This is a genomic window from Streptomyces sp. NPDC003393 (genome assembly GCF_053589015.1).
The window spans coordinates 75,892-89,029 of sequence record NZ_JBSFRB010000009.1; the positions used below are offsets into that span (position 1 = coordinate 75,892).

Here is a 13,138-nt window from a genome sequence, read left to right on the forward strand (position 1 = left end):
TGATGCCTGTTCAGTACAGTCTGTCAGCTTCGGCCGGAACGGCGCTGTCGGCACCCCCGGTTACGCTCGGACCGACACGGTATTGGCACGCACGAGGAGACGAGCTTCGATGACCGAGCGACTCCGGCCCGGGGACGTGGCCCCCGCCTTCACCCTTCCCGACGCCGACGGCAACGAGGTGTCGCTGGCCGACCACAAGGGCCGCAAGGTCATCGTCTACTTCTACCCGGCCGCCCTCACCCCCGGCTGCACCAAGCAGGCCTGCGACTTCACCGACAACCTGGACCTCCTGGCCGGCGCCGGCTACGACGTCATCGGCATCTCCCCCGACAAGCCGGAGAAGCTGGCGAAGTTCCGCGAGAAGGAGTCTCTGAAGGTCACCCTCCTCGCCGACCCCGACAAGCAGGTCACCGAGGCCTACGGCGCCTACGGCGAGAAGAAGAACTACGGCAAGACGTACATGGGCGTCATCCGCTCCACGATCGTCGTGGACGAGGACGGCAAGGTCGAACGAGCCCTGTACAACGTCCGGGCGACGGGCCATGTAGCCAAGATCATCAAGGATCTGGGCATCTGAGCAGCGGTTCCTCCCGCCGCCCGAGCGGCCCGTGCCGAGCAACCGGTACGGGCCGCTCCGCTTTCCGTGCGTGACTGTCCGATAACCGGTTCGTCACTCCGTACGGGCCACGAACACGCGGCGGAGAACGGAACACGGAGGGGCGCCATGGGAGGCCGTGCGTACGTCAACGAACGACTGGAGCAGGCAGAGGGCAGGTACAGCAGGGAACGGCTGGCACGGGCCGTCGCCGAGGCTCGCAACTGGGCGGACCTGCTCCGGCAGCTGGGACTTCCGGGTAGCGGAGGCCAACGGCGGGTGCTTCAGGAGAAAGTTGCCGCTCATGGGATCGACACGAGTCACTTCGTCAAACGCAGTCCGTGGCGCAAGTACGGGCAGCCGATCACGTTGCAGATCGACCACGTCAACGGTGACTGGCGCGACAACCGTCGAGAGAATCTGCGGTACCTGTGCCCCAACTGCCACTCGTTGACGGAGACGTGGTGTCGCCAGAAGGGAAGACGACCTCTCGCAGCGTAACGAGCCCTGGGCCCGTACACTGAACGCTGCCGGTCGAGCAGGACGACCATTTTGAGCGGCCGTGGCGGAATTGGCTTACGCGCAACACTTAGGATGTTGTGGGAGAGATCCCTTGAGGGTTCGAGTCCCTCCGGCCGCACCTCGCCCCACACCTTCGAACTGAAGGTGCGGGGCGCATTGGTCAGCTCAGCCCAACAGCTCCCGTACCACCGGCACCAGTGCCCGGAACGCCTTGCCACGGTGGCTGATCGCGTTCTTCTCGTCGGGGGTCAACTCCGCGCACGTCCTCGACTCTCCGTCCGGCTGGAGGATCGGGTCGTAGCCGAAGCCGTTCGTGCCGGTGGGGGCGTGGCGCAGGGTGCCTCGCAGTCGGCCTTCCACCACCTTCTCCCTGCCGTCCGGCAGGGCCAGGGCCGCCGCGCAGGCGAAGTGCGCGCCTCGGTGTTCCTCCGCGATGTCGGAGAGCTGGGCGAGGAGCAGGTCGAGGTTGGCCCGGTCGTCGCCGTGGCGGCCGGACCAGCGGGCGGAGAAGATGCCGGGTGCGCCGCCGAGGACGTCCACACAGAGGCCGGAGTCGTCGGCGACCGCCGGGAGGCCGGTCGCCTGGGCCAGGGCGTGTGCCTTGAGAAGGGCGTTCTCGGCGAAGGTGACGCCTGTTTCCTTGACGTCGGGGATCTCCGGGTAGGCGTCGGTGCCGACGAGTTCGTGGGGGAGCCCTGCGTCGGCGAGGATCGCCCTGAGTTCGGTGATCTTTCCGGCGTTGCGGGTGGCGAGGATCAAGCGGGTCATGCTCACCAGTATCGGGGGACGGTCAGGGTGTGCAGACCTTGGTCAGTTCGCCGGCTGCGTCGGTGACCGGGGTGACGTCCGGGGTCCTGTCGCCGTTCCGGACGGCGGTGCGGACGTTGTCCACGGCTTCGCCGAGGTCGTCGACGGCCTGGTTGACGTCCGCGTCGTCCGTCTTGTCGCCGATCTTCTTCAGGTCCTTCTCGATGGCGGCGAGGGCTTCGTCGGTCTGCGTGGGGTCGTTCGACGCGTTCTGGACCGCTTGCTGGAGGTCGGTGACGCTGTCGGCGATGGAGTCGGCGGTCCGGAGGCAGTCCAGGGCCTTGTCGACCGCCTCGCATCCGGTGAGCGCGGTGACGGCGAGGGCCACGGCGGCCGTGGTGGCGGCGATGGCGGTGGTGCGGACCGGGCGTCGTCGGCGGCGGCTCGCGGCCATGGTTCGGTTCCCTCCCCTGTGGTGGTCGGGCGTACGGCGGTGGTGCCGTGCGCCCGTACCGGTAGGGACGCGGGCCGGGTGGCCTGGGTTGCCCTCGACGGTCGCCTGCCTTGAGGCTCCCTTTACTCTTCTTGTCGCTTCTGTTCTCGGTCTTCTACTTCTCGCGTGCGCTTTCGAGGGCGGTGCGCTGGATCGCGGCGAGGTCCGTGCAGCCGGCCACGGCGAGGTCGAGCAGGGCGTTGAGCTCCTCGCGGGCGAAGGGTGCGGCCTCGGCGGTGCCCTGGACCTCGACGAAGCGGCCGTCGCCGGTGCAGATGACGTTCATGTCGGTGTCGGCGCGCACGTCCTCCTCGTAGCGGAGGTCCAGGAGGGGGACGCCGCCGACGATGCCGACCGAGACCGCGCTGACGGTGCCGGTGAGCGGCTGGCGGCCGGGCTTGATCAGCTTCTTGCCCTGGGCCCAGGCGACGGCGTCGGCGAGGGCGACGTAGGCGCCGGTGATGGCCGCGGTGCGGGTGCCTCCGTCGGCCTGGAGGACGTCGCAGTCCAGGACGACGGTGTTCTCGCCGAGTGCCTTGTAGTCGACGACGGCGCGCAGGGACCGGCCGATGAGGCGGCTGATCTCGTGGGTGCGGCCGCCGATCCTGCCCTTGACGGACTCGCGGTCGCCGCGGGTGTTGGTGGCGCGGGGCAGCATGGCGTATTCGGCGGTGACCCAGCCCTCGCCGCTGCCCTTGCGCCAGCGCGGGACGCCTTCGGTGAAGGAGGCGGTGCACAGGACCCTGGTGTCGCCGAAGGAGACGAGGACGGAGCCTTCGGCGTGCTTGCTCCAGCCGCGTTCGATGGTGACCGGGCGGAGTTGTTCGGGGTTGCGGCCGTCGATTCGTGACATGCGCCGAGCCTAGTCCCCCGCGCGGAAGGGGCTCCTCCCACATCGGGAAGAGCCCCTTCCAGGTGGACCCGCGGTCCGTGCGGACCGCTGAGGGGTCACATCATGTCTTCGATCTCCGCGGCGATGGGGTCGGCGTCGGTGCCGATGACGACCTGGATGGCGTTGCCCATCTTGACGACGCCGTGGGCGCCTGCCGCCTTGAGCGCGGCCTCGTCGACCAGCGAGGCGTCGTTGACCTCGGTGCGAAGGCGGGTGATGCAGCCCTCGACCTCCTCGATGTTGTCGATGCCGCCGAGCCCGGCAACGATCTTCTCAGCCTTGCTGGCCATGTTCCTTCTCCCTGATTCCGAAACCGCTTTGTGGCAGTAACCCACAGTTGGCCCATCTTCGCGAGCGGTCGTGCCGTGGGTGCCCAAGGATGGCGTTCACGACAGCGGAACCGTCCGTCAACTGGTCTACACCACCGTTGGCGCGGTGGCCAAACGCGGGTCGGACACGGTGCCGTGCCCGGGAGCGGGCGGGCGCCGTGTCCAGGAGCGGACCGGGGAGTACGCCCATGAGTGCGGACAGCGCCGACGCCGGGGTCTCTCCGGTGCGTGAGCGCTGGAACATCTTGTTCCAGGGTCTGCAGAAGATGGGCCGCAGTCTTCAGCTGCCGATCGCGGTGCTGCCGGCCGCGGGCATCCTGAACCGGCTGGGGCAGCCGGATGTGTTCGGCGCGGACGGGCTGGGCTGGACCGATGTCTCCAAGGTGATGGCGGGAGCGGGTGGCGCGCTGCTGGACGGCCAGTTGGGGCTGCCGATGCTGTTCTGCGTCGGTGTGGCGATCGGCATGGCGCGGAAGGCGGACGGCTCGACCGCGCTGGCGGCGGTGGCGGGCTTCCTCGTCTACTACAACGTCCTGCACCAGTTCCCGGTCACCTGTCCCGCGGGCGCGAAGGTGGTGGCGACCGGCTGCCAGGCGGCGAGCGGGACGGTGACGGCGTTCACGTACCAGAATCCGGGGGTCTTCGGCGGGATCGTGATGGGGCTGCTGTCCGCTTTCTTCTGGCAGCGTTTCCACCGGACCCGGCTGGTGGACTGGCTGGGCTTCTTCAACGGCCGCCGGCTGGTGCCGATCATCATGGCGTTCGTGGCGATCCTCTTCGCCGCCCTGTGCCTGTGGGTGTGGCCGCCGATCGGTGACGGTCTGGAGAGCTTCAGCGACTGGCTGCACGACGCGGGGGCCTGGGGTGCCGGGATCTTCGGCCTGGCGAACCGGGCGCTGCTGGTCATCGGTCTGCACCAGTTCCTGAACGTGCCGCTGTGGTTCCAGTTCGGCAGCTACACCAAGCCCGACGGGACGGTGGTGCACGGTGACATCAACATGTTCCTGGCGGGGGATCCGGACGCGGGCCAGTTCACCTCGGGCTTCTTCCCGATCATGATGTTCGCGCTGCCCGCGGCGGCGCTGGCGATCACGCACACCGCACGGCCGGGCCGGCGCAAGGAGGTCGGCGGGCTGATGCTGTCGGTGGCGCTGACCTCGTTCGTCACGGGGATCACCGAGCCGATCGAGTACTCGTTCATGTTCATCGCTCCGCTGCTGTACGCGGTGCACGCGGTGCTGACGGGTGTGTCGATGGCGGTGACGTGGGCGCTGGGGGTGCACGACGGGTTCAGCTTCTCGGCGGGCCTGATCGACTACGTGATCAACTGGAACCTCGCGACCCGGCCGTGGGCGATCGTGCCGATCGGGTTGTGCTTCGCGGCGGTGTACTACGCGGTCTTCCGTTTCGCGATCACGAGGTTCGACCTGCGGACTCCGGGGCGTGAGCCGGAGGAGGAAGTGGAGGACACCACGAGGGCCTGATGGCCCTGTTCATCGACCCAATCGGGGCCCCTACGGCCCGTAGCGGAACGGTCGCAAGTTCGCGGGTTCCTTACCTCACCTTCATCGTGCTACAACAGGTCTACACCACTGAGTGGTGTAGACCACCACCCGATGGAGGACGAATGAGCACCGCCACCGCGACATCGTCGGCGGCTCCCGCGAAGAAGCGGGGTTCAGGCCTGTTCCAGGGCCTGCAGAAAGTGGGCCGAAGCCTTCAGCTTCCGATCGCCGTGCTGCCGGCGGCGGGCATCCTGCTCCGCCTGGGACAGCCGGATGTGTTCGGCGCCGACGGACTTGGCTGGGACAAGGTTGCCAAGGTGTTCGCGGGTGCGGGTGGCGCGCTGCTGGATGCCTCGCTCGGTCTGCCGCTGCTGTTCTGCATCGGCGTGGCCATCGGCTTCGCCAAGAAGGCCGACGGCTCCACCGCGCTCGCCGCCGTCGTCGGGTTCCTCACCTACTACACGGTGATCCACCAGTTCCCGATCGAGGACGGCGTGCCGAAGGGCGCCGAGTTCGTCTCGACCGGTCTCGGCGGCGTGTGGAAGCACGGCTCCGAGATCACCACGGCGTCGTACCAGAACCCGGGCGTGCTGGGCGGCATCATCCTCGGTCTGCTGTCGGCCGTGATCTGGCAGCGTTTCCACCGCACCAAGCTCGTCGACTGGCTGGGCTTCTTCAACGGCCGCCGTCTGGTCCCGATCATCATGGCCTTCGTCGGCACCGCGCTGGGTGTCCTGGTCGTGGTGGGCTGGCAGCCCATCGGTGACGTCATCGCCGATCTCGGCAAGTGGATCACCGGTCTGGGCGCCGTGGGCGCGGGCCTGTTCGGTCTGGTCAACCGTGCGCTGATCCCGGTCGGCATGCACCAGTTCGTCAACACCGTCTCGTGGTTCCAGATCGGCGACTTCACCAACTCCGCCGGTCAGGTCGTCCACGGCGACCTGAACCGCTTCTTCGCCGGTGACCCGCATGCCGGCCAGTTCATGTCGGGCTTCTTCCCGATCATGATGTTCGGCCTGCCGGCCGCCGCCCTGGCCATCGCGCACTCGGCCCGTCCGGAGCGCCGCAAGGCCGTGCTGGGCATGATGGTGTCGGTCGCGCTGACCTCGTTCGTGACCGGTGTCACCGAGCCGATCGAGTTCTCGTTCATGTTCATCGCCCCGGTGCTGTACGCGATCCACGCGGTGCTGACGGCGGCGTCCATGGCCATCACCTGGGCGCTCGGCGTGCATGCGGGCTTCACCTTCTCCGCGGGCTTCATCGACTACGCCCTGAACTGGAACCTGGCGACGAAGCCCTGGGTGATCATCCCGCTCGGCCTGGTCTTCGCGGTGATCTACTACGTGGTCTTCCGCTTCGCCATCGTCAAGTTCAACCTCCCCACCCCGGGCCGCGAGCCCGAGGAGGAGGTCGAGGACCTCACCAAGGCGTGAGTCCGCCCCGGATGTGAGAAGACCCCCGAGCGCGCTGCTCGGGGGTCTTCTCGTGTCGTCGCGGCGTCAGATCTCGTACACCGCTCCCGGCACCGCCAGTTCCACCGGACCGGCGTAGACCGCGCGGGCGTCGGCGAGGTTGATCTGGGGGTCGGTCCACGGGGGGATGTGGGTGAGGACGAGGCGGCGGGACCGGGCGCGGGCGGCGATCTCGCCCGCCTCGCGGCCGTTGAGGTGGAGGTCGGGGATCGATTCCTTGCCGTCCGTGAAGGCCGCCTCGCACAGGAACAGGTCGGTGTCCCGGGCGAGTTCCACCAAAGCCTCGCTGACGCCGCTGTCGCCCGAGTAGGTCAGGGCGCGGCCGCCGTGCTCGAGCCGGATGGCGTACGCCTCCACCGGGTGGGCCACCAGTTCGGTGTGCGCGGTGAAGGGGCCGATGTCGAAGGTGCCCGGCTTGACCGTGTGGAAGTCGAAGACCTCGCTCATGGACGAGGCGGTGGGGGTGTCGCCGTAGGCGGTGGTCAGCCGGTGCTCGGTGCCTTCGGGGCCGTAGACCGGCAGCGGGTCGCAGGGCCCGCCGTCGTGCCGGTAGTAGCGCGCGACGAAGTAGGCGCACATGTCGATGCAGTGGTCGGCGTGCAGATGGCTCAGGAAGATCGCGTCGAGGTCGTAGAGACCGCTGTAGCGCTGCAGATCGCCGAGGGCGCCGTTGCCCAGGTCGAGGAGCAGCCGGAAGCCGTCGGCCTCTACGAGGTAGCTCGAACAGGCCGATTCCGCGGACGGGAACGACCCCGAGCAGCCGACGACGGTGAGCTTCATGGAGAAGAAACCTCCGCTGGCGGGAAAGATACAGAAGGTGACGAGGGTCGTGCGGTCCGTCGAGCGTAAGGCGCGAAACGGCCGGTAGCTCCTACGGCAAGGGCGGTTGTGGGCGAACTCACCTGCGGTGTCACCGGTTCGGCTGGACGTGGGTCACAAGAGGTGTGAAAGAGGGCGCGCGCTGGAGGTCTCGCGCCGGTACCGTCATCCTTATGGACACGTCGTGGTGGCTGGCGCTCGCGGCAGTGGTGCTGCTCGCGCTCGTCGCCACGCTCGTGGACGGGTGGGGGCGAGGGCGCAGGCCCGCCCGACGCAGGTCGCGTCCGCCGGGGCGCGCGCTGGGGCGGGGTGGTGCCGCCCGGCCGCAGCCGGCGGAGATCTGGTGGGCGAACGTGCCCCACGAGGAGGGCTCCGGGGCCGGGGACCGACCGTGTCTGGTGCTGTCCGTGCACGGCAAGCGCGCCCGGGTCGCCAAGATCACCAGCCGGTACCACGACGAGCGGGCCGGGGTGATTCCCCTGCCACCGGGCTCGGTGGGCGACGCGCAGGGGCGGACGAGTTTCCTGGAGACCGACGAGGTGCGTGAGGTGCCCGTGTGGGACTTCCGGCGCCGGGTGGGAGTCGTGGACCCGGTGCTCTGGGACCAGGTGCGGTACCTGGCCGGCTGAGGTCATGGCCGTGTCACCCTCACGGTGACCGTCCACTCCTGGATGCCCTTGCAGGAGATCTTGTGGGGGCCGGTCGCGCACAGCGGGCGGGACGAGGTCAGCCGCGCCGTGCCGGGCGTGGCCGCGGTGTAGGCGGCGAGCGCGTCCCCCGGCAGGATCACGATGCCCGGGTCGGCTCCTGTCAGAGCGGTGCCGGTGGCCTTGACCGGGGTCCAGGGGCGGTCCTTGCTGCCGTCCAGCGTCAGGCGCACCGATCCGCCGACGGTGAGGCAGACGGTGCGGCCGGAGTCGGCGGCGCCGAGCCGGGCCTGGTCGGTGCAGCCGGAGGGGGCCTCGGAGCCGGGGGCGGACGGGGTGGCCGACGGGGACGCCGGGCCGCCGCCCGCGGAACCCGCACCGCCGCCCTCGCCGTCGTGCTGCGCTCCGCAGCCGGCGGCGAGCAGGGCCGCTGCCGCCACCGCGGCGACGGCAGCGGCGACGTTGGTGGGGTGGAGCGTCGTGGACGTCGTACGGCGCATGGGGCGGCCGCCTTTCTGCTGTCCCGGTCACGGGTGCCCAGTGCCCTGATGCCGATGTGACGTCTTTCCAGCACATCAGGATCCGCTCGCCCGCGCACGCCGGGGCTCCTTCCGGTCACCGGCACGCCGGAGCCCCGGCCGGTGTGGTGCTCGCCCGGCCGGGGCCCCTGTGCGAAGCGCGGATCAGCTGATCGTGATCGCCGTGTCGTCGACGACGAAGCTGGTCCACAGGGAGTAGTCCTCGGTGCCGCTGAACTTCAGCGTGACCGTGGAGCCGGCCAGCGAGGACAGGTCGAAGGACTTCTGCGCGTAGCCCGAGGCGGCGTCGGCGTTGGAGTACGTCGCCAGGGTCTTGGAGCCGGCCGTCACCGTGAACTTGTCGTAGGCGGTGCTGCCGCTCTCCGAGGTGTCGATGTGCAGGTAGAAGGTGAGGGTGGCCTTGCAGCCGGCGGGGATGGTCACCGACTGGGACAGGGTGTCGGTGTGGGTGGTCCCGTAGCCGTCGAACCAGGCCTTGTAGGAGCCGCTGTGGGCGGGCTCACCGCTGTCGCTGGTGATGACGCCGCTGGTGGCGGTCCAGGCGGTGGTGCCGGACTCGAAGCCAGGGTTGCCGAGCAGCTGCGCCGCGGTGCAGGTGCCGCCGGAGGAGCCGACGGTCCAGGTGAAGGAAGCCGAGCCGGAGGCGCCGGTGGCGTCCCTGGCGGTGACGGTGACCTGGTAGGTGCCCGCGGTGGACGCGGTGCCGGAGATCAGGCCGGTGGAGCTGTTGACGGACAGTCCGCCGGGCAGGCCGGTGGCGCTGTAGGTGAGGGCGGCGCCGGCGCTGTCGGTGGCGTGTATCTGGAGGCTGACGGAGCTTCCGGTGGCGGTGGACTGGCTGCCGGGGTTGGTGACGGTCACCGTGTTGCCGCCGGTGGTGCCGGAGGTGAAGGCGGCGGTGCCGTTGGGGGTGCCCCAGCCGGTCGGGCCGTCGTAGCCGGTGCGGGCGGTGCAGAAGTACGAGGTGGAGCAGGAGCCGTTGCTTCCGCTGGTGACGTCGTACAGGTTGCCGGTGTGGAGGTACGGGTACTTCGCCGGGTAGTCGCCGCTGCCCGGGGTGCCCGCGAGGGCGTACACGCCGGCGACGATCGGGGCGGAGGCGCTGGTGCCGCCGTAGACCGCCCAGCCGGAGCCGCCGTAGGTGTCGTAGACGGCGACGCCGGTGGCGGGGTCGGCGACCGCGGAGACGTCGGCCTCCATGCGCCGGGAGCAGCCGGTGTCGGTCTGCCAGCTGGGCTTGGGGTCGTAGGCGGAGCAGCCGGAGCCGGTGCCCTCGGTGGAGTTGGTGCGCCAGACGGTCTCGCTCCAGCCGCGGGAGTTGGAGGCGGTGGTCAGCGCGGTGCCGCCGACGGCGGTCACGTACTGGGAGGTCGCCGGGTACTCGGCGCCGTAGCCGGAGTCACCGGCGGAGACGGTGATGGCGACGCCCGGGTGCTTGAAGTACTGGGCGTCCTCGGTGGTCTGGTTGGACGCCTCGTCGCCGCCCCAGCTGTTGGAGACGAACTTGGCGCCGAGGGCGACGGCCTCGTTCTCGGCGATCCCCAGGTCGGTGTCGGTGGCCGAGTCGGCCTCCACGAGGATGATGTCGCAGTTGGGGCAGACGGCGCTGACCATGTCGATGTCGAGCGCCTCCTCGCCGGCCCAGCCTCTGTCGTTCTGCGGCAGCGAGGTGGTCGAGCCGGTCTGGCTGACCTGCCTGAAACAGCCGTTGGCCTTGGTGCACGGCGACAGGCCGTAGGTCGAGCGGTAGGTGGCCAGGTCCGACTCGGCGTTGGGGTTGTTGTAGGCGTCGACGACCGCGACCGTCATGCCGGAGCCGCCCGTGGTGGGCAGGTTGTAGGCGCTGTGCAGGTTGGCCGGGGAGAGGCCGGAGGGCGTGGCGGCCGCGAGGGCCGCGGCGAGGCGCTGCTTGATGTCGGTGCGGCGCTGGGCGAAGCAGGAGGCGTGGCCCGGCTCGGCGGTGGCGCACAGGTGCTCGGTGGGGACCTTCTGGCCGGCCTTGCCGGTGGCGTGGAAGGTCTGGCGCTCGGGGGCGGTCAGGGCCTTGGCGTTCTGCGCCGCCTTGGTCAGGTGCGGCTCGGCCGCGGTGGCGGGCTGCGCGCCGGCCGTAGGGGCGGCGACGAGCCCGGCGACGGTGAGGGCGAGGGCGGGGAAGGCGACGGCGAGGAGTCTTCTCAGGCTCCGTCTCCGCCGGCTCGGGCGTGACTCACGCATGGGGTACTGCCTCCGGTTGACGTGGGGATTCGCACTGGATTGGCAGCCCGTGACGCGCGTAGCGGCGGCGAGACCGCGCAGTCATGAGCATGACATTCACACGCCTGTCATGGCGCTGGGTGAGCGTGACATGACAGGGCGCGGGAGGAACGTAGTACCCGGCGCGGACTACCCGGCAGTACCGGAGCGGATTCTTTGCGTCTCCATAGGACGCGCTTAGCCCCCGCATGAAAGAGGGTCCCGCGCGTACCCGTGCGGGACCCCGGCCTTACGTCACGGAGGCCCTACGCCCAGAGCTGGCCCTGGAGCGTCTCGATGGCCTCTTCCGTGGTGGCGGCCGTGTAGACGCCGGTGGAGAGGTACTTCCAGCCGCCGTCGGCGACCACGAACACGATGTCGGCGCTCTCCCCCGCCTTGACGGCCTTCCGGCCGACGCCGATGGCCGCGTGCAGGGCGGCGCCGGTGGACACGCCCGCGAAGATGCCCTCCTGCTGGAGGAGCTCACGGGTGCGGGTGACCGCGTCGGCGGAGCCGACCGAGAAGCGGGCGGTGAGGACGGAGGCGTCGTAGAGCTCGGGGACGAAGCCCTCGTCGAGGTTGCGCAGGCCGTACACCAGGTCGTCGTAGCGCGGTTCGGCGGCGACGATCTGTACGTCCGTCTTGTGCTCGCGCAGATAGCGGCCGACGCCCATCAGGGTGCCGGTGGTGCCCAGGCCCGCCACGAAGTGCGTGATCGAGGGCAGGTCGGCGAGGATCTCGGGGCCGGTGGTGGCGTAGTGGGCGCCGGCGTTGTCCGGGTTGCCGTACTGGTAGAGCATCACCCAGTCCGGGTGCTCGGCGGCCAGCTCCTTGGCCACGCGCACGGCGGTGTTGGAGCCGCCCGCGGCCGGCGAGGAGATGATCTGCGCGCCCCACATGCCGAGCAGGTCCCGGCGCTCCTGCGAGGTGTTCTCCGGCATCACGCACACCATGCGGTAGCCCTTGAGCTTGGCCGCCATGGCGAGCGAGATGCCGGTGTTGCCGGAGGTGGGCTCGAGGATCGTGCAGCCCGGGGTGAGCCGGCCGTCCTTCTCCGCCTGCTCGATCATGTGCAGGGCGGGGCGGTCCTTGACGGAGCCGGTCGGGTTGCGGTCCTCCAGCTTCGCCCAGATCCGGACGTCGGCGGACGGCGAGAGCCGCGGAAGGCGCACCAGGGGGGTGTTGCCGACCGCGGCCAGCGGGGAGTCGTAGCGCATCGCCGATCAGGCCGTTCCCACCCGTCGCCCGGCCGCCACCCCGGCCGGACGCGGCTTCGCCGCGGCAGAACCTCCCGCGACGGCCGGCAGGATCGTCACGTTGTCGCCGTCGGCGAGCTTGGTCGTGATGCCGTCCAGGAAGCGGACGTCCTCGTCATTGAGGTACACGTTGACGAAGCGGCGCAGCTGGTCACCGTCGACGATGCGGGCCTGGATCCCCGGGTGCCGGGCCTCGAGGTCGGCGAAGAGCTCGGCGAGGGTCTCCCCGTTCCCCTCCACCGCCTTCTGCCCGTCGGTGTAGGTGCGGAGGATGGTCGGGATGCGGACCTCGATGGCCATGGTTGCGGGCTCCTGTCAGGAAGGTGTCGTCGAAAGGGTGCGGCGCGCGATGGGTTGTCCCAGGCGTCGGCACGGGGAAGGGCCGCGGCTCACGGCCGGACGGCGGCAGGAGAACGTCAACAGATGGCGCTGTCCAGCCTGCACAGGTCGACGTGCAGCCGCGCCACGAGCAGCATGCCCGGCGTCTCATCGCTCACGTCGTTCAGAACCATGCTGTCATCGTATCGATTCCCGGTCCGGACCCCGGAGTGTGATCTCGCATTCCGGACCTGTTCCATCCGCGATGCGGAATCAGTAGGCCTCGACCACCTTGACCTCCTCCTCCGTGACCTCGCCCGCCACGATCCGGAACGAGCGGAACTGGAACTCGCCGGCCCCGTCGGTGTCGGCCGTGGACACCAGGACGTAGTGGGCGCCCGGCTCGTTGGCGTAGGAGATGTCGGTGCGGGAGGGGTAGGCCTCGGTCGCGGTGTGGGAGTGGTAGACGACCACCGGCTCCTCGTCGCGGTCGTCCATCTCGCGGTAGAGCTTGAGCAGGTCCTGCGAGTCGAACTCGTAGAAGGTGGGCGAGCGGGCCGCGTTCAGCATGGGGATGAAGCGCTCGGGACGTCCGGAGCCCGCGGGGCCGGCGACCACGCCGCACGCCTCGTCGGGGTGGTCCTCGCGGGCGTGGGCGACGATCCGGTCGTAGAGCGACTGGGTGATGGTCAGCATGGGGCACAGGATAGACAGTGGGCCGTTCCGTACCGGGGAGTGGTACGGAACGGCCCACATGGCGGACGTCCTGAGC

General features: G+C 69.7%; 16 protein-coding genes and 1 tRNA gene. 6 read left to right on the forward strand and 11 right to left on the reverse strand.

Annotation, left to right across the window (positions count from 1 at the left end; translation table 11 throughout):
• Positions 1–109 precede the first annotated feature (109 nt).
• The 3 genes from bcp to ACWDUZ_RS12250 all read left to right on the forward strand — a co-directional run bounded on the left by bcp (position 110) and on the right by ACWDUZ_RS12250 (position 1,235).
• Positions 110–577 carry a thioredoxin-dependent thiol peroxidase gene (gene bcp / locus ACWDUZ_RS12240; protein ID WP_451631736.1) on the forward strand — a complete coding sequence of 156 codons (468 nt, stop codon included), beginning with the start codon at positions 110–112 and terminating at the stop codon, positions 575–577.
• Between the two features lie 147 nt (positions 578–724).
• The gene (locus tag ACWDUZ_RS12245) at positions 725–1,096 is read left to right on the forward strand and encodes an HNH endonuclease (RefSeq protein WP_451631737.1); all 372 of its coding nucleotides are present in this window, start codon (positions 725–727) and stop codon (positions 1,094–1,096) included.
• Between the two features lie 55 nt (positions 1,097–1,151).
• Positions 1,152–1,235, forward strand: a tRNA-Leu gene (locus ACWDUZ_RS12250).
• Positions 1,236–1,282: 47 nt separating this feature from the next.
• Here ACWDUZ_RS12250 and rdgB read toward each other — a convergent pair.
• From rdgB to ACWDUZ_RS12270, 4 genes are all read right to left on the reverse strand, one after another.
• A complete protein-coding gene (rdgB, locus tag ACWDUZ_RS12255; RefSeq protein WP_451631738.1) occupies positions 1,283–1,885 on the reverse strand; it encodes an RdgB/HAM1 family non-canonical purine NTP pyrophosphatase in 603 nt (200 codons plus the stop codon).
• Positions 1,886–1,907: 22 nt separating this feature from the next.
• Positions 1,908–2,318 (reverse strand): hypothetical protein, encoded by a 411-nt coding sequence (locus ACWDUZ_RS12260; RefSeq protein ID WP_451631739.1) that lies wholly within the window; start codon positions 2,316–2,318, stop codon positions 1,908–1,910.
• A 154-nt stretch (positions 2,319–2,472) separates the two neighbouring features.
• Positions 2,473–3,210 carry a ribonuclease PH gene (rph, locus tag ACWDUZ_RS12265; RefSeq protein ID WP_451631740.1) on the reverse strand — a complete coding sequence of 246 codons (738 nt, stop codon included), beginning with the start codon at positions 3,208–3,210 and terminating at the stop codon, positions 2,473–2,475.
• Positions 3,211–3,305: 95 nt separating this feature from the next.
• The gene (locus ACWDUZ_RS12270) at positions 3,306–3,584 is read right to left on the reverse strand and encodes a glucose PTS transporter subunit EIIB (RefSeq protein ID WP_451631840.1); all 279 of its coding nucleotides are present in this window, start codon (positions 3,582–3,584) and stop codon (positions 3,306–3,308) included.
• Positions 3,585–3,766: 182 nt separating this feature from the next.
• Between ACWDUZ_RS12270 and ACWDUZ_RS12275 the strand changes: the two genes are divergently transcribed.
• Both ACWDUZ_RS12275 and ACWDUZ_RS12280 read left to right on the forward strand, forming a co-directional pair.
• On the forward strand, positions 3,767–5,062 hold the full coding sequence (locus ACWDUZ_RS12275) for a PTS transporter subunit EIIC (protein ID WP_451631741.1): 1,296 nt from the start codon (positions 3,767–3,769) through the stop codon (positions 5,060–5,062).
• A 143-nt stretch (positions 5,063–5,205) separates the two neighbouring features.
• The gene (locus tag ACWDUZ_RS12280; RefSeq protein WP_451631841.1) at positions 5,206–6,516 is read left to right on the forward strand and encodes a PTS transporter subunit EIIC; all 1,311 of its coding nucleotides are present in this window, start codon (positions 5,206–5,208) and stop codon (positions 6,514–6,516) included.
• A gap of 66 nt (positions 6,517–6,582) precedes the next feature.
• On the opposite strand, the gene ACWDUZ_RS12285 is transcribed toward ACWDUZ_RS12280, so the two are convergent.
• The gene (locus tag ACWDUZ_RS12285) at positions 6,583–7,335 is read right to left on the reverse strand and encodes an MBL fold metallo-hydrolase (RefSeq protein ID WP_451631742.1); all 753 of its coding nucleotides are present in this window, start codon (positions 7,333–7,335) and stop codon (positions 6,583–6,585) included.
• Positions 7,336–7,547: 212 nt separating this feature from the next.
• Here ACWDUZ_RS12285 and ACWDUZ_RS12290 point away from each other — a divergent pair, with 212 nt between their 5' ends.
• Positions 7,548–8,003, forward strand: coding sequence for a type II toxin-antitoxin system PemK/MazF family toxin (locus ACWDUZ_RS12290; protein WP_451631743.1), 456 nt, complete (start codon positions 7,548–7,550; stop codon positions 8,001–8,003).
• A 2-nt stretch (positions 8,004–8,005) separates the two neighbouring features.
• On the opposite strand, the gene ACWDUZ_RS12295 is transcribed toward ACWDUZ_RS12290, so the two are convergent.
• From ACWDUZ_RS12295 to ACWDUZ_RS12320, 6 genes are all read right to left on the reverse strand, one after another.
• Positions 8,006–8,521 carry a hypothetical protein gene (locus ACWDUZ_RS12295; RefSeq protein ID WP_451631744.1) on the reverse strand — a complete coding sequence of 172 codons (516 nt, stop codon included), beginning with the start codon at positions 8,519–8,521 and terminating at the stop codon, positions 8,006–8,008.
• 183 nt (positions 8,522–8,704) lie between these two features.
• Entirely contained in the window at positions 8,705–10,774 is a 2,070-nt protein-coding gene (locus tag ACWDUZ_RS12300; RefSeq protein ID WP_451631745.1) for a putative Ig domain-containing protein, read from the reverse strand.
• Between the two features lie 284 nt (positions 10,775–11,058).
• On the reverse strand, positions 11,059–12,009 hold the full coding sequence (locus ACWDUZ_RS12305) for a PLP-dependent cysteine synthase family protein (RefSeq protein WP_451631746.1): 951 nt from the start codon (positions 12,007–12,009) through the stop codon (positions 11,059–11,061).
• Positions 12,010–12,015: 6 nt separating this feature from the next.
• Entirely contained in the window at positions 12,016–12,348 is a 333-nt protein-coding gene (locus ACWDUZ_RS12310) for a MoaD/ThiS family protein (protein ID WP_451631747.1), read from the reverse strand.
• A 116-nt stretch (positions 12,349–12,464) separates the two neighbouring features.
• On the reverse strand, positions 12,465–12,560 hold the full coding sequence (locus ACWDUZ_RS12315) for a putative leader peptide (protein WP_451631748.1): 96 nt from the start codon (positions 12,558–12,560) through the stop codon (positions 12,465–12,467).
• A 79-nt stretch (positions 12,561–12,639) separates the two neighbouring features.
• Entirely contained in the window at positions 12,640–13,062 is a 423-nt protein-coding gene (locus ACWDUZ_RS12320; RefSeq protein WP_451631749.1) for a Mov34/MPN/PAD-1 family protein, read from the reverse strand.
• Positions 13,063–13,138 lie beyond the last annotated feature (76 nt).

What these genes read in the sequence shown, in the direction of transcription:
- bcp (WP_451631736.1), top strand. Translation starts at nt 110, where the DNA reads ATGACCGAGCGACTCCGGCCCGGGGACGTGGCCCCCGCCTTCACCCTT.
- ACWDUZ_RS12245 (WP_451631737.1), top strand. Translation starts at nt 725, where the DNA reads ATGGGAGGCCGTGCGTACGTCAACGAACGACTGGAGCAGGCAGAGGGC.
- rdgB (WP_451631738.1), bottom strand. Translation starts at nt 1,885, where the DNA reads ATGACCCGCTTGATCCTCGCCACCCGCAACGCCGGAAAGATCACCGAA.
- ACWDUZ_RS12260 (WP_451631739.1), bottom strand. Translation starts at nt 2,318, where the DNA reads ATGGCCGCGAGCCGCCGCCGACGACGCCCGGTCCGCACCACCGCCATC.
- rph (WP_451631740.1), bottom strand. Translation starts at nt 3,210, where the DNA reads ATGTCACGAATCGACGGCCGCAACCCCGAACAACTCCGCCCGGTCACC.
- ACWDUZ_RS12275 (WP_451631741.1), top strand. Translation starts at nt 3,767, where the DNA reads ATGAGTGCGGACAGCGCCGACGCCGGGGTCTCTCCGGTGCGTGAGCGC.
- ACWDUZ_RS12280 (WP_451631841.1), top strand. Translation starts at nt 5,206, where the DNA reads ATGAGCACCGCCACCGCGACATCGTCGGCGGCTCCCGCGAAGAAGCGG.
- ACWDUZ_RS12285 (WP_451631742.1), bottom strand. Translation starts at nt 7,335, where the DNA reads ATGAAGCTCACCGTCGTCGGCTGCTCGGGGTCGTTCCCGTCCGCGGAA.
- ACWDUZ_RS12290 (WP_451631743.1), top strand. Translation starts at nt 7,548, where the DNA reads ATGGACACGTCGTGGTGGCTGGCGCTCGCGGCAGTGGTGCTGCTCGCG.
- ACWDUZ_RS12295 (WP_451631744.1), bottom strand. Translation starts at nt 8,521, where the DNA reads ATGCGCCGTACGACGTCCACGACGCTCCACCCCACCAACGTCGCCGCT.
- ACWDUZ_RS12300 (WP_451631745.1), bottom strand. Translation starts at nt 10,774, where the DNA reads ATGCGTGAGTCACGCCCGAGCCGGCGGAGACGGAGCCTGAGAAGACTC.
- ACWDUZ_RS12305 (WP_451631746.1), bottom strand. Translation starts at nt 12,009, where the DNA reads ATGCGCTACGACTCCCCGCTGGCCGCGGTCGGCAACACCCCCCTGGTG.
- ACWDUZ_RS12310 (WP_451631747.1), bottom strand. Translation starts at nt 12,348, where the DNA reads ATGGCCATCGAGGTCCGCATCCCGACCATCCTCCGCACCTACACCGAC.
- ACWDUZ_RS12315 (WP_451631748.1), bottom strand. Translation starts at nt 12,560, where the DNA reads ATGGTTCTGAACGACGTGAGCGATGAGACGCCGGGCATGCTGCTCGTG.
- ACWDUZ_RS12320 (WP_451631749.1), bottom strand. Translation starts at nt 13,062, where the DNA reads ATGCTGACCATCACCCAGTCGCTCTACGACCGGATCGTCGCCCACGCC.